Annotated in this window: 29 protein-coding genes and 1 tRNA gene; 10 read left to right on the forward strand and 20 right to left on the reverse strand. The window is 66.9% G+C overall.

Going from position 1 to position 23,071, the window contains the following annotated elements:
- Window positions 1-2: 2 nt before the first annotated feature.
- Complete coding sequence (locus WKW82_RS13520) at window positions 3-953, reverse strand: cupin-like domain-containing protein (RefSeq protein ID WP_340342797.1); 951 nt, start codon at window positions 951-953, stop codon at window positions 3-5.
- A gap of 493 nt (window positions 954-1,446) precedes the next feature.
- Between WKW82_RS13520 and WKW82_RS13525 the strand changes: the two genes are divergently transcribed.
- On the forward strand, window positions 1,447-1,710 hold the full coding sequence (locus tag WKW82_RS13525) for a hypothetical protein (protein WP_340342798.1): 264 nt from the start codon (window positions 1,447-1,449) through the stop codon (window positions 1,708-1,710).
- A gap of 24 nt (window positions 1,711-1,734) precedes the next feature.
- On the opposite strand, the gene WKW82_RS13530 is transcribed toward WKW82_RS13525, so the two are convergent.
- Window positions 1,735-2,151, reverse strand: a complete 417-nt coding sequence (locus tag WKW82_RS13530; RefSeq protein ID WP_340342799.1) for a hypothetical protein — start codon at window positions 2,149-2,151, stop codon at window positions 1,735-1,737.
- A 65-nt stretch (window positions 2,152-2,216) separates the two neighbouring features.
- Here WKW82_RS13530 and WKW82_RS13535 point away from each other — a divergent pair, with 65 nt between their 5' ends.
- A complete protein-coding gene (locus tag WKW82_RS13535) occupies window positions 2,217-2,909 on the forward strand; it encodes a hypothetical protein (RefSeq protein WP_340342800.1) in 693 nt (230 codons plus the stop codon).
- On the opposite strand, the gene WKW82_RS13540 is transcribed toward WKW82_RS13535, so the two are convergent.
- From WKW82_RS13540 to WKW82_RS13615, 16 genes are all read right to left on the reverse strand, one after another.
- Window positions 2,878-3,120 carry a sigma factor-like helix-turn-helix DNA-binding protein gene (locus WKW82_RS13540; RefSeq protein ID WP_340342801.1) on the reverse strand — a complete coding sequence of 81 codons (243 nt, stop codon included), beginning with the start codon at window positions 3,118-3,120 and terminating at the stop codon, window positions 2,878-2,880. The genes WKW82_RS13535 and WKW82_RS13540 overlap by 32 nt on opposite strands.
- Window positions 3,121-3,122: 2 nt before the next feature.
- On the reverse strand, window positions 3,123-3,389 hold the full coding sequence (locus tag WKW82_RS13545) for a hypothetical protein (protein ID WP_340342802.1): 267 nt from the start codon (window positions 3,387-3,389) through the stop codon (window positions 3,123-3,125).
- A gap of 12 nt (window positions 3,390-3,401) precedes the next feature.
- Window positions 3,402-3,623, reverse strand: a complete 222-nt coding sequence (locus WKW82_RS13550; RefSeq protein WP_340342803.1) for a hypothetical protein — start codon at window positions 3,621-3,623, stop codon at window positions 3,402-3,404.
- Between the two features lie 9 nt (window positions 3,624-3,632).
- Complete coding sequence (locus WKW82_RS13555; RefSeq protein ID WP_340342804.1) at window positions 3,633-4,100, reverse strand: hypothetical protein; 468 nt, start codon at window positions 4,098-4,100, stop codon at window positions 3,633-3,635.
- Between the two features lie 2 nt (window positions 4,101-4,102).
- Complete coding sequence (locus tag WKW82_RS13560) at window positions 4,103-4,429, reverse strand: hypothetical protein (protein ID WP_340342805.1); 327 nt, start codon at window positions 4,427-4,429, stop codon at window positions 4,103-4,105.
- Entirely contained in the window at window positions 4,422-4,730 is a 309-nt protein-coding gene (locus tag WKW82_RS13565) for a hypothetical protein (RefSeq protein WP_340342806.1), read from the reverse strand. The genes WKW82_RS13560 and WKW82_RS13565 overlap by 8 nt, the downstream gene beginning before the upstream one ends.
- Window positions 4,731-4,966: 236 nt before the next feature.
- Window positions 4,967-5,299 (reverse strand): hypothetical protein, encoded by a 333-nt coding sequence (locus WKW82_RS13570; RefSeq protein ID WP_340342807.1) that lies wholly within the window; start codon window positions 5,297-5,299, stop codon window positions 4,967-4,969.
- Window positions 5,296-5,727 carry a hypothetical protein gene (locus WKW82_RS13575; protein ID WP_340342808.1) on the reverse strand — a complete coding sequence of 144 codons (432 nt, stop codon included), beginning with the start codon at window positions 5,725-5,727 and terminating at the stop codon, window positions 5,296-5,298. The genes WKW82_RS13570 and WKW82_RS13575 overlap by 4 nt, the downstream gene beginning before the upstream one ends.
- Window positions 5,728-6,095: 368 nt before the next feature.
- Complete coding sequence (locus WKW82_RS13580) at window positions 6,096-6,587, reverse strand: single-stranded DNA-binding protein (protein WP_340342809.1); 492 nt, start codon at window positions 6,585-6,587, stop codon at window positions 6,096-6,098.
- Window positions 6,588-6,790: 203 nt separating this feature from the next.
- Window positions 6,791-8,173, reverse strand: coding sequence for an AAA family ATPase (locus WKW82_RS13585; RefSeq protein WP_340342810.1), 1,383 nt, complete (start codon window positions 8,171-8,173; stop codon window positions 6,791-6,793).
- A complete protein-coding gene (locus WKW82_RS13590; protein WP_340342811.1) occupies window positions 8,170-8,997 on the reverse strand; it encodes a toprim domain-containing protein in 828 nt (275 codons plus the stop codon). Before WKW82_RS13590 ends, WKW82_RS13585 begins: the two co-directional genes overlap by 4 nt.
- On the reverse strand, window positions 8,990-9,229 hold the full coding sequence (locus tag WKW82_RS13595; protein ID WP_340342812.1) for a hypothetical protein: 240 nt from the start codon (window positions 9,227-9,229) through the stop codon (window positions 8,990-8,992). Before WKW82_RS13595 ends, WKW82_RS13590 begins: the two co-directional genes overlap by 8 nt.
- Window positions 9,230-9,619: 390 nt before the next feature.
- Window positions 9,620-9,967 (reverse strand): helix-turn-helix transcriptional regulator, encoded by a 348-nt coding sequence (locus WKW82_RS13600; RefSeq protein ID WP_340342813.1) that lies wholly within the window; start codon window positions 9,965-9,967, stop codon window positions 9,620-9,622.
- Window positions 9,968-10,038: 71 nt separating this feature from the next.
- On the reverse strand, window positions 10,039-10,500 hold the full coding sequence (locus WKW82_RS13605) for a hypothetical protein (protein ID WP_340342814.1): 462 nt from the start codon (window positions 10,498-10,500) through the stop codon (window positions 10,039-10,041).
- Window positions 10,497-11,759, reverse strand: coding sequence for a tyrosine-type recombinase/integrase (locus WKW82_RS13610; RefSeq protein ID WP_340342815.1), 1,263 nt, complete (start codon window positions 11,757-11,759; stop codon window positions 10,497-10,499). Before WKW82_RS13610 ends, WKW82_RS13605 begins: the two co-directional genes overlap by 4 nt.
- 198 nt (window positions 11,760-11,957) lie before the next feature.
- Window positions 11,958-12,031: transfer RNA gene (locus WKW82_RS13615), tRNA-Gly, on the reverse strand.
- Between the two features lie 96 nt (window positions 12,032-12,127).
- Here WKW82_RS13615 and WKW82_RS13620 point away from each other — a divergent pair.
- From WKW82_RS13620 to WKW82_RS13645, 6 genes are all read left to right on the forward strand, one after another.
- A complete protein-coding gene (locus WKW82_RS13620; RefSeq protein WP_340342816.1) occupies window positions 12,128-12,760 on the forward strand; it encodes a cytochrome b in 633 nt (210 codons plus the stop codon).
- Complete coding sequence (locus tag WKW82_RS13625) at window positions 12,757-13,317, forward strand: YceI family protein (RefSeq protein ID WP_340342817.1); 561 nt, start codon at window positions 12,757-12,759, stop codon at window positions 13,315-13,317. The genes WKW82_RS13620 and WKW82_RS13625 overlap by 4 nt, the downstream gene beginning before the upstream one ends.
- A 39-nt stretch (window positions 13,318-13,356) precedes the next feature.
- Window positions 13,357-14,031 (forward strand): YceI family protein, encoded by a 675-nt coding sequence (locus tag WKW82_RS13630; protein WP_340342818.1) that lies wholly within the window; start codon window positions 13,357-13,359, stop codon window positions 14,029-14,031.
- Window positions 14,032-14,036: 5 nt separating this feature from the next.
- Window positions 14,037-14,636 (forward strand): SRPBCC family protein, encoded by a 600-nt coding sequence (locus WKW82_RS13635; RefSeq protein ID WP_340342819.1) that lies wholly within the window; start codon window positions 14,037-14,039, stop codon window positions 14,634-14,636.
- 127 nt (window positions 14,637-14,763) lie between these two features.
- Window positions 14,764-15,708 (forward strand): hypothetical protein, encoded by a 945-nt coding sequence (locus tag WKW82_RS13640; protein ID WP_422823471.1) that lies wholly within the window; start codon window positions 14,764-14,766, stop codon window positions 15,706-15,708.
- 33 nt (window positions 15,709-15,741) lie between these two features.
- On the forward strand, window positions 15,742-16,647 hold the full coding sequence (locus tag WKW82_RS13645; protein WP_340342821.1) for a transporter substrate-binding domain-containing protein: 906 nt from the start codon (window positions 15,742-15,744) through the stop codon (window positions 16,645-16,647).
- A gap of 80 nt (window positions 16,648-16,727) precedes the next feature.
- On the opposite strand, the gene WKW82_RS13650 is transcribed toward WKW82_RS13645, so the two are convergent.
- Window positions 16,728-17,657, reverse strand: coding sequence for a JmjC domain-containing protein (locus tag WKW82_RS13650; protein ID WP_340342822.1), 930 nt, complete (start codon window positions 17,655-17,657; stop codon window positions 16,728-16,730).
- A 229-nt stretch (window positions 17,658-17,886) separates the two neighbouring features.
- Between WKW82_RS13650 and alaS the strand changes: the two genes are divergently transcribed.
- Window positions 17,887-20,514 (forward strand): alanine--tRNA ligase, encoded by a 2,628-nt coding sequence (gene alaS, locus WKW82_RS13655; RefSeq protein ID WP_340342823.1) that lies wholly within the window; start codon window positions 17,887-17,889, stop codon window positions 20,512-20,514.
- A gap of 41 nt (window positions 20,515-20,555) precedes the next feature.
- Window positions 20,556-21,581: a 2-dehydropantoate 2-reductase gene (locus tag WKW82_RS13660; protein WP_340342845.1), complete on the forward strand. Its 1,026-nt coding sequence runs from the start codon at window positions 20,556-20,558 to the stop codon at window positions 21,579-21,581.
- Window positions 21,582-21,727: 146 nt separating this feature from the next.
- On the opposite strand, the gene tcuC is transcribed toward WKW82_RS13660, so the two are convergent.
- Entirely contained in the window at window positions 21,728-22,984 is a 1,257-nt protein-coding gene (gene tcuC / locus WKW82_RS13665; protein WP_340342824.1) for an MFS transporter, read from the reverse strand.
- Window positions 22,985-23,071 lie beyond the last annotated feature (87 nt).

Here is a 23,071-nt window from a genome sequence, read left to right on the forward strand (position 1 = left end):
GCTCAGGTGGCCATGCGCCGTGCGCGCCACGCCTTTTGCAGCAGGCTGATTGGCATCTGCGCGGCTTTGGATGCGACCACCTTGATCCCGTCGGCGAGGGGGCTGTGTCCCACCTCCGCGGGCAGCCAGCCGCAACGGCGAAGCAAATGGTTGAAGGCATGCGCGCTGGTGAGCTTGTCGGATTTCTGGGTGCGGAACGTGAAGGCCAGCGACACCGAGAGTTCCGGACCCGTGGTCACGCGATGTGGCGCGATGAAGGGATGGTGCACGCCGATCCCGGGCCGCAACTCATAGGTCATGGCCTTCGATTCGAACGCGGGCGAATAGGTGGCCCGCTTGCTGCCGAACATCGACAACAGCCGGTCCTTGTCCGCCGGACTCATGACCTCGTCGTCGGCCGGGTCCCACAGCGCCACCCGCTTGGTGCCGCGCACCTGCAGCAGGAAGTTCATCTCCCGGTCCATGTGGTAGGGCGTGACCGAATCCTGCGTCGAGATGAACACGTAGGTCGAGTACCAGGTGATGACCGGGTCGCATTCGTTGATGGCCGCAGCAACTTCGGACAGGATGCCTTCGAGGATCGGCCGATACGCCGGGTCGCGTTCCGGGTTGTAGATGCAGATGTAGGCCTTGGATTGCTCGAAGCGGTCGAGCACGTCATCGAGCGAAAGGCCCTTGCTGAAGCGCGCGTAGGAGGAGTCGAAATCTGCAGTATCCGGAATCACTCCGACGCGGTACTTCACTTCGCTGGGCGGTAGTCGTCGGCACAGCGAGAAAAGCGACGACAGCCTGAAGGCAGGGTGCTGGTCGAGGTGATGACTGACCAGGAAGGGCCGCCGGTTGTAGGAAGCCTTGACCGTATCGGGCGAGAAATCGACCAAGCGCTGCGAAAGGCCCCGTCCTCGCTCGGCCAGCGTCGCTGCAACATCCCTCGGAACGAATTCACCCAGCATGTTCGACTCCTTGTGCAGGCCATCATGCGCCCTGCAACCACCGCGCCGGGCAGCAATCCATACCTATAAGTCACAATCTGTCACGATGATGTTGACGGGTCAAGTGGCCGAATGGCCGAGCGAGCTTTTGGCCGTCTCGCGATGGAAAACGGGCTTGCCCCATGGCTGCCGGGGAGGGACGGTACTGGAACCCGATGCCGGGCGAGGCAAGGTCAACGCGCAAGCAGGGTGGGGCAGGGGATGGGCCGAGAGTGCCGGCGCAAGCCCGTGGGGGCCTGGCGGTCAGACTGGAGCGGGTGAAGGGAATCGAATGCCGACGATTGAGCCGCACCAGTGCTACGCATGCAGATTCGGTCGGCGATTTACGCCCCCAACTACGCCCCCAACCACTGTGGGCGCCTCGCGCCGCGCGGCCCATTTATCCAGGCAGGGTTGGGGCGCTGCGCGGGGGGCAAAATCGCGAGGGTACAGAAGACACCATCGGAGGATGCCCATGCTCCCCTTATCACTGGCACGAAAGCTGGCCCGCGCGGCGAATGCGGACACCATCGCCATCGATGCCTCGCAGGCATTCGCGGGCTTCTATGGGCGCCTCGCCGATGCGCTCGCGGACGCTGGCTGCGACGACCTGGAGGCCGAGGGGATCGCTCGGGAGGTAGTTGCCGGCGTGGTCCGCGCGTTCGAAAACGCGAGCCACGCGATGACGCGGGCGGTGGTCGCCTCGGCCGAGGCCGCGCGCTCGGCGCCGAGGCACTGAGGCCGAAGACGCCCGGCTGATTTCTCAGCTCAGCGGCCTCGCCATGTAGCGCAGGATCGACGGCGACTCGCCCCCGGTGAGCGACTGGTGATTGCTCACCGCGCGGTCGAGCATCTCGACGGCGTCATCTCTCGTTACCGCCATGCCGCCGCCGTGCGTGATGTGCTTGAGATCGTCTCGCCTCGCGTTGGCGAGCGAGACGAAGGCCTTGCGCTTCGTCGTCGGATCGAGGTACGAGCACAGGTCGAGGAATTGGCCGAGCGCGTGCGTCTTCCCCGCCTCGTCGAGCAGCTTGCCGAGAATCTCGTCGGCGGCCCCCGCGAGCGTGATCGCGCACGCGTAGTCGGCCTCGTCGAGAAAGAGCGCGATGGCACGATCAAGCTGCCAGATAGCGGCGCCGAGCTTGGTGAAGAACTGCGCCGGCTGAGTCGTCTCTGTCATCGTTGCGATCCTTTGGACGGAGAAAGGATGTTATCGGATCGTCCCGCTGTGACACACTTCGGACGATGACCGAGAACGCGTTGCGCTTTGGCGTTGGAGATCCAGTAGCAGGGCGCCGGGCCGCGACGTGGAAGGTCTGGGCCACCCAGAACTCCCCGGATGTCTACTTGGTCTGCCGGCGCATCGGAAGCGCCTTCAAGCTGAGCCTTCACGAGACGGGGCGATGGCACTTCGCGTTCGGTAGCCGGGACCTCTTCGACGAAGACGCCGTGCCGGCATCGAGATTCATCAGCGTGTACGAGAGCCCGCCCCCGCTGATGCCGGGCCTTACCTTGGCCTGCCGCATACAGACGCCGTGGTCGGCGCACACGGTCCCTCTGGTCGAGTCCGAAGAGCCGGGCACGGTCTGGATACCGCCGGCCCCGGAGAACCAGGCCGCAGAGGTCGTCATCTTCCTGTACGACCAAGCGCCGCCGCCGGGCGATTGGGCGGGGCGCGACAGCATGGGAACGCGATTCGTGGGGCAGGTCCCGCTTTCAAACGGCGGGGCCGTCGTCGCGGTCTGTTCCGACGTCGCCCTCGTCCCGATCCCCGAGACTCGCTACAACGAGACGAAGTTTTTCAAGGGCCGCACATTGGACGATTTCCGCTCCCCCGACTTGAGGATGATTACGTGGGGGCTGCACACGGACGGATCGATCGTGCTGCTGGAGACTCGGGTCGAGGTCAATCGCTCCGATGAAAGCGCCGGCCGGTGATCCCGGGCATGTCGCCGCGCTCGGCGAGAAGGTCTTCGAGCGAGAGCCCCCGGCGCGCCAACTCCGTGGTCAGCTTTCGCAGCGCCCGGCTCTCGATTTGCTGGACCCGCTGTTTGCTGACGCCGAGCGCGGCGGCGACCTGCCCCAGCGAGAGCGCCTCGGTCGGATGCAAGACCTCGGAGGGCGGCGCCCGGTCCTTGCGTAAGCCCATGCTCAGCCCGAGAGCCTGCGCGGCAGCGGACGATAGAACTCGTTGCCTTCGAGGTACGGCAGCGACAGGCCGTCATGTTCGCGCGGGTCCGCCGCATCGCCGGCTGCGACCATGCTCGCGAGGGCGCTGGCGGGCACGAGTACCCAGCCCTGCACGCCGCCGGCCAGCGCGACGCCCCGGCGCACGACCCATGCGAGCGTGTCCGCGATGGCCGGCCTCTCGGGCATGGCAGCGGCGGGCGCGGCAGCGGCGGCGGCCTGCTTTCGCATGGGCGCCTCCGGTCAGCCCTTGGTGATGTAGCCCGCGCGCTCGGGCTCGGGCAGCAGGTCGCGCCTGTGATGGCGCCCCGGCGCTTCGGGGTCGTCATCGCGGCCGCCCTCGCGCGCCTGGTGCCGCGCCTGCTCGGCAGCGTCGCGCAGGAGGGCGACAGCTTCGGTCATGCCGAGGTGCCGGCCGTGCTTCAAGAGCAGCTTCTCGCTCGCGTCGAGGTGGCTTCGCAGCATCGTGGCCCCTCAATACGCGAGGGCGCACTCGGCCGCTTGGATAGCCTGCCGCGCGCGCTCTCGCAAGGCTTGCGGGCTGCGGGCTGCGATCCTGCTTTCGAGCCGCTGTAGGCGCCGGTCGCGCGCTGCGAATTCGCGCCCGATCAGACTGCCCACCACGTCGAGCATGCTGGCGTTGCTCGCGCCGTTGACCACCGCGCGCTGCTGCGGGCTCAGAGCCGGTTGCGCTACCGGCGGGACCGTGCGCGCAATGGCTGCGTCGGCACGGGCCAACGCCTGCTGAGCACGGCGCCGCTGTGCTGTTTGGCGCGGCGATGCGGGCCGGGCCTTCGGCGCGCTGCGCTGCTGTAGCAACAGGGCGATATCGAGTCTGCTGGTGCGCTCGACGCGCGATCCGGTGGTGATGGCATACGCGCCCCCGCTATCGCGCGGCAGGCGATGCGCAAGCGCGCCGATATCGCCGGTGTAGTAGCTCATGGTCAGGCCTCCTTTCGTGGGGCATAGAAGCCGCTGCCAGGATGCAGCGCATGCGCTGGCGCGGCGGGATCGCAGAGGGGCGGCGCGCCGCCGCCGAGGGCAGCAGTGACCGCCGCGCCGGCCTCCTGCGCGGAGGCGCCGCCCAGAATGGCGGAGCGGGCGGCGGCGGCTGCATGCGCGGCGCACTGCTCAAGCCGCGACTGCTCAAGCTGTGCCATCGTGTCGTGATGCATCGAGCGCGCCAGCGCGTGGGCGGCGGCGCCATCCGGGTCGTCGCTGATGCCGCCCCACTGAACGTAGGTGCCGCGAATGAGATCGGTGTCAGGCATGGACTGCCTCCTTGGTGGTGGACGTGGCGATGCAGGCGCGCGCGATCCGGCGCAGGGCCGCGAGCAGCCGGCGCAGCAGGCCGGCGGGCGCGGGCGGCGGCGGGCCGTCAAGCAATGCCAGGACGGCGGCGGGCGGCAGCGTGCCCGCAATGAGGCCATCACGAACGCGCGCAGCGAGGGCCTCGGCGCGCTCTCGGGCGCGGTGCTCATGGAACCGGCGGCGCGCGTCCGCTGCAAGCTCGGCGCGGATGACCGCATCGGCGTGCGGGCCGAGGAAGCCGCCGAAGGACACTGTTTGCATTGCTGCTGCTCCGCGAATAATCGGAGCCATCATTATTCGCCCGTATTGGCTTGGTGGGCGCGAGCAAATGCAGCGCCATCCTGCATTTGTGCCCGTGGGAGGCCCGAGGCGGCCCTACGGCGCGCGATTGCGCCGCGCAGGGGTGCAGGTAGCGGCGAGGCCTTCGTGCGGCCCCTAGCGGCCCGAGGCGGCGCCTTGATCCAATCCCCGGCCGCCCGGTATTTGATGGCCGGCCATCATTCGGCGAGCCCCTCGCTCAACTCGGCGAGGCCGGCGGCCTGAAGGATTGCGCTCTCGTGCTCAGCGGGCAGGCACCATTCATAGAGGCCGCGCGCATCGATGGACTTGGCGACCAGCACGGTGCCGGTGTACGCGACGCAGGAACCCACCACGGCGACGTTGCGGCCCGCGAGCCGCCCGAGCGCTACGTCCTCGCAGTCGTCGCCATCGGGCAGCGCAGCCGCTGCGGCGGCCGTCGCGGCGGCGCCGATCTGCTGCGCGGTCATCGAGGTCCATGGCGCGCAGCGCTGCACGTAGACCGTGCGGAAGGGAGCGAGGGCACAGGTCATTGCACGGCGCCCGAGCCCGGCGGATTCAACAGCGCATCCCAACCGGTGTCCTTTTCGGCGGTCAGGCCGAGCGCTGCGCTGCGGGCCGACTGCCCGTGGTACTCGACCACCCGCGTGGGCTGCGACTCGCACCAGCCGGCGCGGCATCGCAACCAGAACTGCATGGCCTTCACGTCCCCGCGCTTGGCCGCCGCGAACAGGGCCTGCGCTATCGCCAGATTCGCCTCGGTCGCGCCGGTCGCAATCTCCCGCTCGTAGAGCCTCGCCAAGACATGGCGGTCGCGGTCCTCAAGGTCGGCAATCATCATCAGGGAAGCGCCCATTCCGACCATTGCCTTGATGCGCCGGGCGACCTGCTCGTCGCGCTCGATGCGCGGGCGCCCGCGCCCCCGCTTGGGTGTCTGTGGCAAGGCGGCTGTTTTGGGCATGACGTGTGCTCCGTTGCGAGGGCCGGCGGTGGCCGCTTTTCGATACCCGGCGAGTTCGCCGCCGGACAGGCGTTTAATTGTGCTCGCCGAGGGGGGCGACCGCTCGCCGCGCTTCGCGATGGGCCCCAACCGTCGCCGAGCATGCACGGCTGAATTTTGAGCCGTGTAGGGCTTGGAACCGGCGGATTAAAAGGGTGGATTTCCGCCCTTTTGCCGAACCGTTTTCCGGGGAAAACAAAATCTGCATTGACGGGCAGGCATCGGTTAACTTGTCGGCCCGAATCGCTGGCGACCCGCCCCCCTTGGAGGGCAAGGAGCCCGGCCCGATGCCGAAGCCCGCGCGACGTTCCGTGGAACATATCGGTGACTCACGCTTGCCCGTCGCTGTCCACGCCTGCGCCCGGCTGCCACAGTGCGCGGGCCTGCTCCCGGCTGCGGACTGCATCGCTGCACGGCGGCCCAGCGTTAGATCGACGCAAATTTGGGGCGGTCGATGCAGGCGTGGCGGCTGGCGCAGCGCGAGCGGCGCGCACGGCCTGCCCGGCGCGCTCGTGCTCGGCCAGAGTCATGATGTTGTCCGCCACGATCGACAAGTTCACACGCGGCGCGCCGCCATCGGGCGGAACCCAGACGCCGGCCTTCATCGGGCCGGAGACCGCGACGGTCATGCCCGCGCGCAGCGCCAGCAACGTGGCCTGCACCGAGGTCGAGAAGGCGGTCACAAGGACGTGCTGCACGCCAGTGCCCTCGCCACCGGAGAGAGCAACCCGGGCGCGCGTGTATGGGCGCCCGCTCTGGCCGACCTTGCGCTCGGGGTCCGCCGCGAGCCGGCCCACGATGAGCGCGACGAACTGGCTCATGGCCGCACGCTCGTCCTCAAGCAGACGGCTCTCGTCGCCTCGCCGCCTCGCCGTGGCCTCGCCGCTCGATGTGGCGAGGCGAGGGCCGCGCCATAGAGACACAAGAGAGAGGCCGCCTCGCCGGCTCTCTTTTGTCTATAGGGCGGCGAGGCGACTTTGGCGAGGCGGGAAAGCGGCGGGTTTTGGCGAAGCGACAACATCGTTCAGCCTCGGTTCGCCGTCGCCTCGCCGGCCACGCTGCTCTTGGCCTTGGGCGGCGGTGCGACCTTCGCGTCGGCGGGCAGGCTGGCGCCGCGCCGCAAAGGGTGCAAATAGGACCGAGAGCCATGGGAGGGCGGGTTCGGTAGCAGGCACTCAACGAACAGTCCCATGTCGATCAACGCGTTCGTGACCTTCCGTGCATCGGCCCGCGACCCGCCCATTTGAGCCTGCAGGACCTGCGCCGCCGTCTCCCGCGAGTGCCGCGTGCCCTGCTCAAACTCGCTCAGCAGCAGGTTGAGCCCCTGCTCGTTGCGGGCCTTGAGCGCCACCACGGCATCGACGGGAGCGGCATCCTGATCGATGACCTGGATGCGCGCCTTGACCCGCTCGATGGCATGGCCCTCACGCTCGAAGTAGTAGTGCTCCGAGGGCGGCGGCGCGTACTGGCAGCGCGCGACGGCCATCTCGAAGCCGTAGCGCGGCGGCTCGATGCAGCGGCCCGTCAACTGCACCCACTGCCTCGCAGACTCGGGCCGATGCATCACCCACTCCATGCGGCAGCCATCGGGCAGCGCGGAGCCGTTGCGGCTTGCGTACATGCCGAAGTCGCGGCTCTTGGCCGGCCCTTGCCCCGTGTGGTGGGAGAAGATCACCGCGCAGCCCAAGAGGTCGCGCACGATGCGCCCGGCCTCGACGATGCCCTGCTCGCTGTCGTTAACGCGGCTCTCTCCGGCCGCGAAGCTGATCGTGGGATCGAACATGACCGCCACGACATCCCGCTCGCGCGCCGCGTTTCCGATGATGCTCGGCAGCGTCGAGGGCACCACCAGGTTCTCATGCACGGCGGAGAGCTTGGCCCTGCCGCCGGTGACATCGCTGATGCGCAGGCGGTCGAGTACCAGCGCAATCGCGTCGTCGCCGAGGGCCATCGCGCGGCATATCTGGCGCATGGTCGCGACTACGACATGCCGGGGATCCTCGCCGGTCAGGAACACGACGCGCCCCGGCTTCGCGACCGCATGCCCGAAGAACGGGCGCCCCAGCGCGATGCATACGGCCATCCAGAGCAGCCATACCGTCTTGCCTGTGCCGCCAGAGCCGATGAGCAGCGCGAGGTCTGCCCACAAGAAGCCCTCGATGATCTCGTCGGGCGTGAGCCTCGCGGCGAGCAACTCGTCCATCGTGACGGGCTCAGGGAAGCGCCACTCGGCAGGCGGCGGCGCCCGCTTCGGCGCCTGCTGCGGGTAGACCACCGCGCGCTCGGCGCTTGCATCGCGGCCGTTGGGCAGCAGGCCCACCCGGTGCGCCTCGATGGGGTCGAGGGCAGCGCCCGGCACGGGCTCGAAGCGCTCGATGGAGCCCGGCGGCGTTTCGGTATGGCTCATGAGGAGGCCCTCTGGTTTCGCAGGCAACGCGCATCGTTGTAGTCGGTGTGATGCGGCTCGCGCGGCAGCCCGGTGAAGTCGGGCAGGAGCACGTCCGCGCCGATGGCGCGCGCCGCCGCCTCGGCCTTGGTGCGGCCCGGGTTTCCCGGCGTCAGCCGGTCGTCATCGGCCAACATCAGGATGTGGGCGCCCGGCAGCCTCTCGCGAAAGGCGCGCGCTACGGCCAGCAAATTTCCGGCGTCGAAGCCGATCACGGTTGCAACGCCGGTGTCCTCGAAGTAACTCGCTGCGGTCGCGTAGCCCTCGGCGATGACGAGCCGAGTCACGATGTGCCCGAGCAGGTGAAAGCCGCCTGCGATGCGCCCGCCGCGCAGATACCGCTTCTCCCCGCCCGGCGAGATGACCTGGAGGCTATGCAGGCGCCCGGCCATATCGCGCACCGGCACGAGCAGCGCGCGGCCCTCCATGCGCAGGCCATGCGAGCGGACCTGCTTGGCCGCGAGGTACTCGTGGCGGATGGCCGGCAGCGCGCGGTCCCAGCGCTGCACGGCGGCCAGCGCGGCGTCGCGCCATCGCTGCGCCTGCCGCGCCCTTTCCTGCGCGCGCAGGGCGGCGGCCTGCGCCTTCGCGGCCAGCGATGCGGGCTCGCGTTCCCTGAGGTTCTCGGGCCTGAGGCCGCAGCGGAAGCACTGCCCCACCACGCGGCCATCGGCCATGACGCGCAGGCTGTACGTCTTGTCGCCGCGCTGCTCCCTGCCGCACTCGGGGCAACGCAGGCGATGCTCGCCGAGCGGCAGCGCCCGCAGGTCGAGCGCCTCATGCACGGCGGCGCCTCCCGGCGGCGAGCGCAGCGAAGAGCCGCTGGCCGGCGCGCAGCGCATCGCAGACGAGCGCCAGCTCGCGCCTTGCGTACCGGCGGTCCTGGCGCGCGGCGCGCCGGCCTGCGCTCGCCCGCGCGGTATCGAGCCGCGCTTGCTCAGCCAGTTCGCTGGCCGCACGGAAGTCCAGCGCCAGCGCCGTGATGGTGCCCGGCGTCAGCTTGGGAGGTGTTGCCATGGCTTCAGGCGCTGGCTCGGCCCGATGGCCCGTTGCCAAGCGCGGGCTCTGCGGCGGGGCGGCGAGAGATGCACCACGCCGGCCAGGACGGATCGACGAGCCATTGCGGTCTCCAGCGCTGGCGGTCAAGCCGCGCGTAGAGCTGGTTCCCTGTTGGCTTGGGGCGGGTGCGTGATTGGCAGCGCTCGGCGCCGCCGGAGTGCACTTGGGCTGTGGGGGTCACGGGGTCTTCTCCTTGTGAAGACCAGCGGGGCGCATTTGGGTTCGCGCGAACTCTGATATCGTCGGCACGCCTGTCCCGGTGCGGCCTCTTTTTCGGAGTTCGCGAGAGCCTCGATTCAGCGTCCGCTGGTCGGGGCTTTCAAACTTTGAGGAGCGAGCGGGGCGAGGTCATGCCGCCTCCCGTTCGCGGACTACACCCTGCGCGCGAGCCTGCTCGCGCAGATGCTCGCGGACCTGCCACGCGACCCAGCGCCGATCCCGCTCGCCGTGCGCGATAGGTGGCGGAAACCTGCCGGCCTTGACCTTGCGATTGATCGTTTGGATGGAGTCGCCGGTGACAGCCACGACGGTCGCCGCCGTGAGCAAAGCGTCATCCACGTCGAGAAGCGCGAGCGGCTGCACGCGGTCGCCTTTGGTCCAGCGCGGACCGCCGGGAGAGCGCTGAACAGACTTGACGTGGGCAGCACGTGGGCGCCGTTCAGCAGCAGCGCCGGCAGAAGGTAGTGCGGTGTTCATGCCCGCCATTACGGCCCATCGGGAGGCATGCGGTATAGGCGCATTGAGAGGAATTGCGCCACAACTTTCGGCTATCGGTCTCTCGGCGGCTCCAAGCCCTCAATCATGGCAATGGCGTCGGCACTCGCTCGATACAGCTTCTCGACAGTGCTCTCGTCGATGTGATGGCGCTCGGCAATCATCTCGGCTGCGGCGCGTAGAGATACCCGCTCCCCGCCTTGCTTCTGCCGCCGCAGTTCGATGGCGACCTCTAGCGCGATCATCGTTGGGTTGTAGGTGCCGGGGTTCCCGCGCCCTCTGCGCGGCGCCGGCGCCTCGCAGAGGATGCGCTCCACCGCGAAATGCAGCAGCGGCAAAAGGAGGGCCCGGTCATCGGAGTTGAGGGCGACCTCGCCACGCTCCACTCGCTCTTTCAGGTCGAGGTACTGCGCGCGTTGCTTCTCCATGGCCTGCATCATCCGGGCGCGCTCCTCCGAGCGCGTCGTCGCCGTGCGAAGCTCAATGGCGGACAGGGATCGGGCGTGCTTCTTCATGCCGCCACCCCTCGCGCCATTCGCACAACCCTCGACGCTCGCGGCGGCGCTGGCTTGGCGAGCTTTTCGAGATAGTTGCCCCAGATTGTCATAGCCTCACGCCGCTGCTTGGTCCATTGCGTGCGGTCGTAGGCGCTCCCGAGGGGGCCGGGCTTGCCATGCCCGAGCAACTCTTCAAGCACGGCCTCGGGGATATCGTGGTGTTCGGCGAGGACGGTGCGGGCCGTCGCCCTAAAGCCGTGCGCGGTCGCCTCTTGCCCTGAGTACCCTAGTCGGCGCAGCGCGCCGTTCACCGTGCCATCGGACATTGGGCGCTCCCCGGTGCGCTCCGAAGGGAAGACGTACTTCCCGCGCCCGCTTAGGTTTTCCAAGCGGCGAAGGCATTCGATGGCCTGCGCCGATAACGGCACCTCGTGCGCCTTGCCCTGCACCTTGGCGCGGAGCGTTCTTTTCATCTCGCCGCTCGGAATGACGATGATCTGCTTCTCGAAGTCCACCCAATCCCACTGCAAGCCCCGAAGATTTCCGGGCCGCTGGAACAGCAGCACCGATAGCCACAATGCCTCGCGTGTGAGGCTGCGACCGTGGTAGGCGCTGAGGGCTCGTATAAGTTCAGGCAGCTCCTCAACGGCCGTTACGGCGCCATAGCTACGCTGGATTGGCGCGCGGATGGCGCCGCGCAGGTCCACGGACACATCGCGCTCGGCGCGGCCGGTCTGGACTGCGTAGCGCAGCGTCTGCGAGGCGTACTGCCGCAGGCTCGTGGCAGTTTCGTGCTTGCCCTGCTGCTCAACCACGATCAGGGGCGCGAGCAGGATGGGCGCGGTGATCTGCGCGACAGGCAGGCCGCCGATGCGGGGGAAAAGGTGCCGCTCCTGCATTTCGAGCCACTTGCGGCGGTGGGCGTCCTGCCATGCCAAAGGGTTGCGCTCATGGAATTCGCGGGCGATCCCCTCGAAGGTGGTTACAGCGGAGACTTGCGCCTTTGCTCGCTGTACCTCGCGTTGCTGCTGAGGGTCGTGGCCGTCGCGTAACACGGCCTTCGCACGCTCGCGCTCGGCGCGAGCATCGGACAGGGATACGGCGGGGTAGGCGCCGATTCCATAGCGGCGCTCGCTACCCGCATGGCGGTACTTCATGTACCAGTACCGGGCGCCGCTCTTTGCAACTTCGAGGAACAATCCGCCGCCATCGAAGTGCTTGCCGGTCGTGGCGCTTTTGCATTGCGCGGCCGTCAGTGGCGCGATTTGCTTAGGCATCTCAGAGGGTCTCCTACTGCGGTTGGGGGCGTAACTTCGAGGGAGGGGGCGTAACCCGCCCCTGTGCCCCCACTTACGCCCCCAACCCGGGTGATATTCCGTGATGCCCCATGCATCCCGGTGATGCCTCGATTATCCCATTTCCCCAATGAAAATGGCCGCTCGTGGCGGCCCATGGCATGCAATGGTTAACAGATTTGGAGCGGGTGAAGGGAATCGAACCCTCGTATGAAGCTTGGGAAGCTGCCGTTCTACCATTGAACTACACCCGCAGACCGGGGCGGATTCTACTGTGCCGCAGGCCGCAGGCCGCATCGGCGCTTCGGGGACGATCTTCCCAGGCTTTCGGCGCAGGCACCGGCGAGGTTGTGCAATCCGGCCCCAGCCTGTACACCTTCCTGATGCGATCGCACCTTCCCACCGGCAAGTCCCACCCGCCGGCCCCGCTGGCGCCGGGCGGGGAGATGGCGTGGAGCGCGGCGATGAAGCTGCTGCACTGGCTCATCGCCTTGTTGATCTTCCTGCAGTTTGCGCTGGGGTGGCTGGCTGTCGGTTGGCACCTGTCGCCGATGAAGTTGACGTTGTTCGTCTGGCACAAGTCCACCGGCATGGTGGTGCTGGGTCTGGTCGTCATCCGACTGCTGTGCCGACTCGCAACGCCAGCACCACCCTTGCCGGCCGACACGCCGGCCTGGGAGCGCGGGGCCGCTCGCGCGAGCCACGTGATGCTCTACCTGCTGATGCTCGGCATGCCCGTCACTGGCTGGATCATCAACTCCGCCGCCGGGATGCCGTTCAGGATCTTCTGGCGACTTCCCCTGCCGGCCATCGTCGCGGTGGACAAGGGCACTGCCGCGCTCGCGAGCCTTGCCCATCTGTCGCTGGGGATTGCGCTGGCGCTGCTGCTTGTCGTGCATGTCGGCGCGGCATTGCGGCATCACTTCGTCCAACGGGACAATGTGCTGACCCGCATGCTTCCCACCCGAACGAAACGCCGATGAAAAACTTCGTCTGCACCGCCGCGCTGCTCGCTTGTGCCGCGCTTCAACCCGCCTGCGCAGCGGACTGGAAGCTCGAGGCCACGGGGAGCCGGCTGGATTTCATTGCGAGCTTCGAGGGCGTGCCCGCGCCGGGGGTGTTCAAGGAATTCGATGTGCGCCTGAGCCTGAATCCGGAGAAGCCGGCGGAGGGCCGCCTGGACGTGAGCATTCGCGTGGCCAGCGCGGACATGGCCAGCGCGGACATCAACAAGGCCATCGCGGGCGCCGAATGGTTCGACTTCGGCAAGCACCCGCAGGCCGAGTTCCGCGCCATGGAGATTCGTGCCGCGCAGCCCGGTCGCTATGTGGCGCGCGGCACGCTTGCGTTGAAGGGCATGAAGCAGGTGGTGGAGGTGCCCTTCGCGTGGAATGCCGTTGGCGACAGCGCCACGATGGAAGGACAGTTCGTGGTCAAGCGGGCGCCCTTCGGCATCGGCACCGGCGAGTGGCTCGCGACCGATGTCATCGGCCCGGATGTGACGGTGAAGTTCCGTGTGCGACTGCGCAAGGGCGCTTGAGTGTCGATGCTTCGGCCTGCGCGTCTTGCTGCCCTTGCCTTGGCCTTGCTGGTTGCGGCGTGCGCGCAGCCCTCGCGCGAGGCAGGCGTTTCGTCCGGGCGGGTGGCGCCGGTGGGTTTTCCGGCGCAGGACTATGCGCAAGCGGCCGCGCAGGGCAAGCGGGTGTATCGCGTCGACGCTTCGCGATCGTTGGTCGTCGTGACCGTGCGTCGCGCCGGATCGCTGGCGCGCCTGGGGCACGATCACGTGGTTGCCAGCCGCAGCGTGCAGGGCTTCGTCATGCCGGATGCGGGGCGTGCCGACCTGTACATCCCGCTGAGCGAGTTGACGGTCGACGAGCCGGACCTGCGCGTGGAGGCCGCACTCGACACCCAACCCGCCGCGGCCGACATCGGCGGAACGCGCGACAACATGCACGTGAAGGTGCTGGAGACGCAGCGCTTTCCCTTCGTGTTGATTCGCGTCCGCAGCGCCGGGGCCGCAGACAACGGCGCGATGATGGACATTGCGATCACGCTGCATGGCGTCGAGAAAAGCTATGTCGTGCCGGTGTCCTTGCGGGCCAGCCGCGATGAATTGAGCGCGAGTGGGCAGATCGAATTCAACCAGTCGGACTTCGGCATCGTGCCTTTCTCGGTGCTGGGTGGGGCGTTGCAGGTGCAGGACCGACTGGCCCTGCGCTTCGTGGTTCGCGCGAGCGGCCCGCAGGAATGAGGCTGGTGCCACAGCGACGCTGCGCGCGGATGGTCGCGCTCGCCGCAATGGTCTTCGGCACGCAGGTGGCCGCGCAAGCGCCGGTGCAGACCCGGCCACCCCTGCCGACGCAGATCAGCATCGAAACCACAGGCAAAGGCAATCTCATCATCGTGGACGCCTCTGACGAGATGCAGGTCGAGGCACGCACGGTCTGGGACGCCGTCACCGACTACGACAACCTCGCCGAGTTCATTCCGGACATGCGCGTCTCGCGCGTCGTCCAGCGCGAGGGCAACACGCTGCTTGTCGAGAAGCAGGGTGAGTTCCGATTCCTGCTGTTCCGGCAGCCTGTCGACGTGCGCATGAAAGTGATCGAGTCGCCGCAGCGGCGCGTCGTGGCGCGCGCTGTCGGTGGCAACGTCAGGGCACTGCTCGGCGTCTACGCCATCGAGAGCCTGCCTGAGGGGACTGTGCGGCCCAGCTATTCCGGCCGGTTGATACCCGACTTTCCGGTGCCGCCCCTCATCGGCGTGCCGGTGGTGCGCCGTGTGCTGGCGAAGCAAGTCACCGCGCCGGTCGATGAGATCGTGCGGCGCGACCGAATGGCGCGAAGCGACCGCTGATCAATTGCCGAAAGCTCTCGATGTGGCCGGTCGAATCGACTGAAAGCGCTACGCCTCCGGTTTTGCTTGGCCTGGCATGCAGCTTGCCAGTAGCATGCCGTTCGAAGATCTACAACAAATGTTCACTATGCTTGCTCGTTTGTGGTGCGTACTGGCATGGGTTGCGGGCGCAGGGTTGTCGACCGGGGCGTGGGCGCAGAACCTGGTCATCCTGGGACCCCGGGTGCAGGAGCAGGCCAATGGCGTGCTGGCGCTGATGTCGTACTCGGTGGTGCCCGACCTTACTTCCAGCAATCTCTCGATCCGGAGCGGTGGCGCGGACAAGACCGGCATCTTCATGACCCAGTTGGGCGGTGGCTTCACCGTCAGCAAGTCCGTCCCCTTGTACCTGGAGGGTGCGGCGGCCTACAGTCGCTATGACCCGGTGTTCATCGCCAGCGACGGTGCCGAAACGCGCCGCTTGCCAACGAAATGGAACACGGTGAGTGGCACCGGCGGTATCGGCTGGGATTTCCGGATCACGCCGGAACTCGCGCTTCGCCCGATCTTCAATTTCTCGCTGGGCACGGTGGCCAGCGACCTGCGGGTTGCGCAGGCGTACCTGAACCACGTCACCGACCGGCAACTCGAGTTCATCAATGGCGGGCGTCTCGATGTCTATGGACTCGGTGGTTCCCTGATGCTTGACTGGGAGCACTATCGCGAGAACTACGAAGTCGATGTGGAACTGCGCTACACCGACATCCGGTTGCAGACCTATGGTGTCGACAACCCGTCACTGCAGGGCAAGGCCTCGGCGCGCACCGCCAATATCTGGGCCCGCTACCGCGCACCCACCGGGATCATGGCGCTCGACCGACCCTTGCGCTACGTGCTGGAGCTTTCCCACTCCCGCTACCTGGGCAGCCAGGCCGATATCCTGGGCTTCGACCGCCTGACGACCGTGGGCCTCGGGCTCGAACTGGACACCAGCGCGCACCAGGTTTTCGTCACCCGGATCCGGGGGGTGCTGCGGTACGTGTTCGGGAATAACGTATCGGGCGTTTCGCTCGGATTGGCCGCGAGTTTCTGATGCCAGGACTTGCCCGGAACAGGGAGCAAAGAGATGCCAAGACTGCTTGACCCAACCATCGGCCGCGCGTGGCGCGCATCGATTCCCATGGCGATTGCCGCTGCCTGGCTGGCGTCGTCCAGCCTTGTGCATGCCGAGACCGTGCTGGAGAAGATCAAGCGCCAGGGCCAGATGTCCGTGGGGTACCGCGACGACGCCGCGCCTTTCTCCTCGACCGACAGCCAGAAGAAGGCGGTCGGTTACGCCGTCGACCACTGCGAAGCCGTCGTGGCGCGGATCAGGCAGGACGTGCCGAATCTGCGGGTGAACGTGCGCGCGGTCGACATCGACCGGATCGTGAGCTTCGTCAAGGACGGTGTGGTCGACTTGTTCTGCAGCAACGTGTCGGACACGCCGGAGCGGCGCACGCTGGTTTCCTTTTCCAAGCCGATCTTCTTCGACGGGGTGAGTGTTGCGGTGCGGAAGAAGGATGGCATTGCGGGCGTGGACCAACTCAACGGCAAGTCGGTGGTCGTCATCAAGACGGCGACCACGGCCGATGCGCTTGACGCCTACAAGCAGAAGAAGTCCTTGTCATGGAAAGTCGAGACGGCGCTGAACCCCGATGCCGCCTTGAGCCAGCTCCAACTGGGCTGGGTGCAGGGCTATGCGCGCGACACCGTGCCATTGGCCGTGCAGATGGCCGGTGTGGCCGACGCGGACCAGTACACCGTGCTCCCGGAGCGCCTGTCGTCCGAGGCGATCGCCATCGTGCTGCGCAAGGACGACACGGAACTCCAGGCGCTGGTCAATGGCGTGATCACCGACGCGGCCACGTCTGGCAAGGCCAAGTCCTGGTACGACAAGTGGTTCATGCAGCCCATTGCCATGGAGGGCAAGTCCAGGACACTCGGCATTCCGATGTCCGCCGAGCTGAAGGCTGCGCTCGAGGCGAAGTAGCGGCTGGTCCGGGGTCGACGGCGGCTCGCTTCTCGGCTGGATCTTTGGGTCGGGCGGCCGATTCGCCCGGTCCTGGAGAGTCAGTAGACGCCCGGTGGCGCCTCGACGCCGGTGCGCCGGTAATGCGCCGCACCGACCAGCCCGCCCACGCTGGCCTTCAGGCTGTCGCGCATCGCCGACTGGCCCGGCTCTCGCGGCTGCATCTTCAAGGCGTTGCGCATCAGGCGATTCACCTGGTACACGCGGGCATGCTGGCGCGTGACGGAGGTGTAGAAGGTCACGCCCAGCGACACCGAAACCCCGTTCCCCGGCGTCACCCAGCCGGGCTCCGAACGGGTCATGTGCGGCGACAGGCTTGGAAAGTAGACGCCGTCGCCGGGGCCCGTGTCGAACTCGTGGCTGCGTGTGCGGAACTCTTCCTTCAGGCGCACCTTGCTCAGCGTCTTGTTGACGATGAAGTCCTCCACCGACGGGGCGTCGACCACTTCGCGGTCGGTGTGGTCCCACACGTTCATGGTCTTGCGGCCATGCAATTGCAGCCAGAAGTTGTTCTCGCGATCGATATGGAAGGGCGTGACCGACGGCGGCGCCGAGATGAACATGAAGCCGTTGATCAGGAAGATGCCGGGTTGCTCGCGCTCGATCTGCGGGCGCACTGTGTCGACGATCTGGCCGAGCAGGCGGGCGTAATCGGGGTTGGCCTCGATGTTGTAGAGCGCGATCCAGGAATGCGGCTCGTGGATGCGTTCGAACACCTCGTCGATGCTGCGTCCGTCCGGGTGCTGGTAGTCATGCTTGAAGCTGGAACCCTGCGTGATGTTCTTGCGCACGAAGCGGCATTGCTTCAAGGGCTCCAGCGACTTTGCCAGCTGTGCCAACGCTGGCAACTGCAGCATCGGGTGCTCATGGAAGTTGTGTTGCAGCTTGGCGACCCGTTGCGTCGTGAAACCTGCCTCGTCGACGGGCCGCACGCGGTATGGGGCGCCTGGGTTGGGCGTGATGGGGGACATGGGTGGCATCGTAGCGAAGTAACACCATTATCGGTTTCTCAACGTAAGCAATACGCTGAAAGTGTTAACTAGTCCCGACTGGCGTCGGATCCGGGGCCCCGGCCCTTGCGGCCTTGCCCTTGGCGTGGGTCGCGGACCCCCGCCGGGAGTGCAAAACCTATAATCGAATGTTCAAAAAAATCAACCAGTTAGGCGCAAATCCTGCGCCCGACGTCGGAAGCAAGTCCCGATGACCCAGACCACTTTTTCTGTCGCAGACATCCGCAAGTCATTCCTCGACTTCTTCGCCTCGAAGGGCCACACGGTCGTGGCCTCCAGCCCGCTGGTGCCGGGCAACGACCCGACGCTGATGTTCACCAACTCCGGCATGGTCCAGTTCAAGGACGTGTTCCTGGGCGAGGACAAGCGCCCCTACGTGCGCGCCGCCTCTGTGCAGGCGTGCCTGCGCGCCGGCGGCAAGCACAACGACCTGGAGAACGTGGGCTACACGGCGCGCCACCACACCTTCTTCGAGATGCTGGGCAACTGGAGCTTCGGCGACTACTTCAAGCGCGAGTCGCTGATCTGGGGCTGGGAACTGCTGACGCAGGTCTACAAGCTGCCGGCCGAGCGCCTGCTGGCGACCGTCTACCACGAGGACGAAGAGGCCTACGACATCTGGACGAAGGACATCGGTCTGCCGCCGGAGCGCGTGATCCGCATCGGCGACAACAAGGGCGCCAAGTACGCCTCCGACAACTTCTGGATGATGGCCGACACCGGTCCCTGCGGCCCGTGCTCCGAGATCTTCTACGACCACGGCCCGCACATCCCTGGCGGCCCCCCGGGCAGCCCGGACGAAGACGGCGACCGCTTCATCGAGATCTGGAACCACGTGTTCATGCAGTTCGACATGCAGCCCGACGGCAGCGTGAAGAAGCTGCCCGCGCCCTGCGTCGACACCGGCATGGGCCTGGAACGCCTGGCCGCGATCCTGCAGCACGTGCACAGCAACTACGAGATCGACATCTTCGACAACCTGGTGAAGGCTGCGGCGCGCGAGACCCACACGACGGACCTCGACAACAAGAGCCTGCGCGTGATCGCCGACCACATCCGTGCGACGGCGTTCCTGGTGGCCGACGGTGTGATTCCGTCGAACGAAGGGCGTGGCTATGTACAGCGCCGGATCATTCGCCGCGCGATTCGGCATGGCTACAAGCTGGGGCAGAAGAAGCCGTTCTTCCACAAGCTGGTGCCGGATCTTGTGGCGCTGATGGGCGTGGCCTATCCGAAGCTGGTGGCGGATGAGAAGAAGATTGCAGAGACATTGAAGGCGGAGGAAGAGGGTTTCTTCAGGACCATCGCAAATGGCATGTCAATTCTCGAAGGTGAGTTACTGGAGGGCGTTGCAACTCTATCGGGCAAGGTGGCGTTCACTCTTCATGACACCTTCGGCTTTCCCCTCGATTTGACGCAAGATGTCTGTCGGGAACGCGGCGTCAACGTGGATGAGGCTGGGTTCTGGGAGGAAATGAAAAAGCAGAAGGAGCGGTCGCGTGAGGGTACGGACTGGGGTCCCGATCGCAAGGTCGAATATGCCGGCGCAGGCAACACCTTCACCGGCTACGAGCACCTGGAAGAGCAGGCCAAGGTGGTCGCGCTGTACTTCGAGGGCGCATCGGTCAATGAACTGACGGAAGGCCAGCCCGGCATCGTCGTGCTCGACAACACGCCCTTCTATTCCGAGAGCGGCGGCCAGGTCGGCGACCAGGGCGTGCTGGGCGCCGAGGGCGTGCAGTTCGGCGTCGACGACACGCAGAAGATCAAGGCCGACGTGTTCGGCCACCACGGCACGCAGACGCAAGGCACGCTGAAGGTCGGCGACACGGTCAAGGCCGCGGTCGATGGCGCACGCCGTGCCGCGACCATGCGCAACCACAGCGTCACCCACCTGATGCACAAGGCGTTGCGCGAAGTGCTCGGCGAGCATGTGACGCAGAAGGGTTCGCTGGTCGATGCCGAAAAGACGCGCTTCGACTTCACGCATGGCGCCGCGGTGACGCAGGCGCAGATCCTCGAGATCGAGAAGCGGGTGAATGCCGAGATCCTGGCCAATGTCGCCACGCAGGCGCGTGTGATGGACATCGAGTCGGCGCAAAAGACCGGCGCGATGATGCTGTTTGGCGAAAAATACGGCGAGACCGTGCGCGTGCTGGACATCGGCACGAGCCGTGAACTCTGCGGTGGCACGCACGTGACGCGCACCGGCGACATCGGCCTGTTCAAGATCACCAGCGAAGGCGGCGTCGCGGCTGGCATCCGCCGCGTCGAAGCCATCACTGGCGCCAACGCGCTGGCCTATCTGCAGGAACTGGAGTCGACCGTGAACACGGTGGCGCAGACCCTCAAGACGCCGACGGCGGACCTGCAAGGCCGCCTCACGCAGGTGCTCGACCAGGTGCGTGCGCTGGAGCGTGAAGTCGGCGCGCTGAAGGGCAAGCTGGCTTCGTCGAAGGGCGATGAACTCGTGCTGCAGGCGGTCGACGTCAATGGCATCAAGGTGCTCGCCGCCAAGCTCGATGGTGCCGACGCCAAGACGCTGCGCGACACGATGGACAAGCTCAAGGACAAGCTCAAGACCGCCGCGATCGTGCTGGCTGCCGTCGATGGCGCCAAAGTGCAACTGGCGGCCGGCGTCACGGCCGACACCATGGGCAAGGTCAAGGCGGGTGAACTGGTCAACTTCGTCGCCCAGCAGGTGGGCGGCAAGGGCGGCGGCAAGCCCGACATGGCAATGGCCGGCGGCACGGATGCGAGCGGCCTCGCGGCTGCGCTGCAGTCGGTGCAGGGCTGGGTGGCCGAGCGCGCCGCTTGAGCGCGTCGACACGGGCTGAGGGCGGGCCGTCCGCGGGCGCGATGAATGCGGCTGGCGCGCTCCCAGGCTCGGTGCTCGTCATGGGTGCCGGCAGCATCGGCTGCTATGTCGGAGGTTGCCTGGCGGCGGCCGGCGTTCCAGTGACGCTGGTCGGGCGTCCGCGTGTGCTGGACGCCGTGGCGCAGCATGGACTGACGCTGACCGATCTCGAAGGTAACGCGCGGAAGGTCGAGGCCGGCGCCATGCAACTCGCGCAGGCGGTGCCCGTGGGCGCGACACCATCGATCGTGCTGCTGTGCGTGAAGAGCGGCGCAACGGCGGAGGCTGCCGCCGAACTCGGCGCGGCGCTCCCGGCCGGGACGGTGGTGCTGTCGCTGCAGAACGGCATCTCCAATGCGGCGGTTGCGTCCAAGGCCGCGCCGGGGTTGAAGGTGCTGCCTTCCATGGTGCCGTACAACATCGCGGAACTGGCGCCGGGCGCCTTCCATCGCGGGACGACCGGCCGGCTCATGTCGGTCGAACATGCCGCATTGAAGCCCTGGCTGGCCACCTTCGAGAAGGCCGGCGTGCCGCTCGACCTGCTGGCCGACCTGCGGGCGGTCCAGTGGGGAAAGCTGCTGATCAACCTCAACAACCCGGTCAACGCGCTGTCGGGCTTGCCGCTGCGCGAGGAGTTGCTGCAGCACGGCTACCGTCGTTGCTTCGCGGCGCTGATGGAAGAGGCGATCGGCGTGCTGGTTGCGGCGGGCATCGAACCGGCGCAGGTGACCGCGGTGCCGGCGCAGCGCCTGCCGACAGTGCTGCGCCTGCCGAATTGGCTGTTCCGCATCGTCGCGGCGCGCATGCTCAAGATCGATGCCAAGGCGCGCTCCAGCATGGCGGATGACCTGGCACTGGGTCGGCGTACCGAGGTCGATGCGTTGTGCGGCGAGGTGGTGCGCCTGGCGCAGGCCCATGGCCGCGCGGCGCCGCGCAATGCCAAGATGGTCGAGCTACTGGATGGCGAGTGGCCCAAGCCGCCGCAGCAGTTGTCGCCGGATGCGATGTGCCGCGCACTGGGTATTTGATCTGCCCTTACGACGTGGGTGTCCTGGGTCGAGGGCATCGGGTGTTCCCCGCAGCGAAATCAAGGAGGAGGCCGCAGGCCGGGGGACATTCGCGGCGGGGAATACCCGGTGGCCTTGACCCTCGCGCACCCGAACTCGCAACGCGTTCAGGCCACGTCCTTGTGCCCGCCCTTGCGATACAGCATCAGCGTCGCCACGAGCCCGCAGGCAGCCGCCACGCTGAGCCAGATCGCCGGCGCCGCCTTGTCCTGCAACGCGTCGATCAGGTAGGTCGAGATGGCCGGCGTGAAGCCGCCGAACACCGCAGTCGCCAGGCTGTAGGCCAGCGAGAAGCCGACCACGCGCACCTGCACCGGCATCACTTCGGTCAAGGCGACCACCATCGCCCCGTTGTACATGCCGAACAGGAACGAGAACCACAGCAGCACGTCCAGCATGCGGCCGAAGCTCGGCGCCGCCGCGAGCCAGTGCATGGTCGGATAGGCCGTCAGGATGGCCAGCACCGTCACGCCCAGCAGCAGCGGCTTGCGGCCGATGCGGTCGGAGATCGCGCCGCCGATGGGCAGCCAGATGAAGTTGGACACCGCCACCAGCAAGGTGACGATCAGGGCGTCGCGGGCGCTGATGTGCAGCACGGTCTTGCCGAAGGTCGGCGTGTAGACGGTGATCAGGTAGAAGGTCGTCGTCGTCATTGCGACCAGCAGCATGCCGCCGAGCACGATCTTCCAGTTCGCAGCCATCGACTGGAACACCTCGCGCGTCGTCGGATGGTGCTTGCGGGCCTGGAAGGCTTCGGTTTCCTGCAGCGAGCGGCGCAGCACGAAGATGCACGGGATGATCATGCAGCCGACGAAGAAGGGAATGCGCCAGCCCCAGTCGGCCAGCGTCTCCGGCGACATCGTCTCGTTCAGCGCGAAGCCCAGCGCCGCGGCCAGCACGATCGCCACCTGCTGGCTGGCCGATTGCCACGAGGTGTAGAAGCCCTTGTGGCCCGGCGTCGCCATCTCGGCCAGGTAGACCGACACGCCACCGAGTTCCGCCCCAGCCGAGAAGCCCTGCAGCAAGCGTCCCAGCAGCACCAGCGCCGGCGCCAGCAGGCCGATCGTGGCGTAGCCGGGCACGAAGGCGATCAGCACCGTGCCGCAGGCCATGATGCCCAGCGTGACGATCAAGCCCTTGCGGCGGCCGACCTCGTCGATGTAGGCGCCCAGGATGATCGCGCCGAGCGGGCGCATCAGGAAGCCCGCGCCGAACACCGCGAAGGTCAGCATCAACGAGGCGAACTCGTTGCTGGCCGGAAAGAAGGCCTTGGAGATGTAGGTGGCGTAGAAGCCGAACAGGAAGAAGTCGAACTGCTCGAGGAAGTTGCCGCTGGTGACGGGGTCTACTCGTTTTCGGTGCAATAACTGACGGTTGCGAACTCCAGCGACCATGCGGGGTAGCGATAGCTATCCCATTGATTTTGTTGAACTTCCTGTTCACCCTTGAGT

The sequence above is a fragment of the Variovorax rhizosphaerae genome, assembly GCF_037889975.1.
Classification (GTDB): Bacteria; Pseudomonadota; Gammaproteobacteria; order Burkholderiales; family Burkholderiaceae_C; genus Variovorax; species Variovorax rhizosphaerae.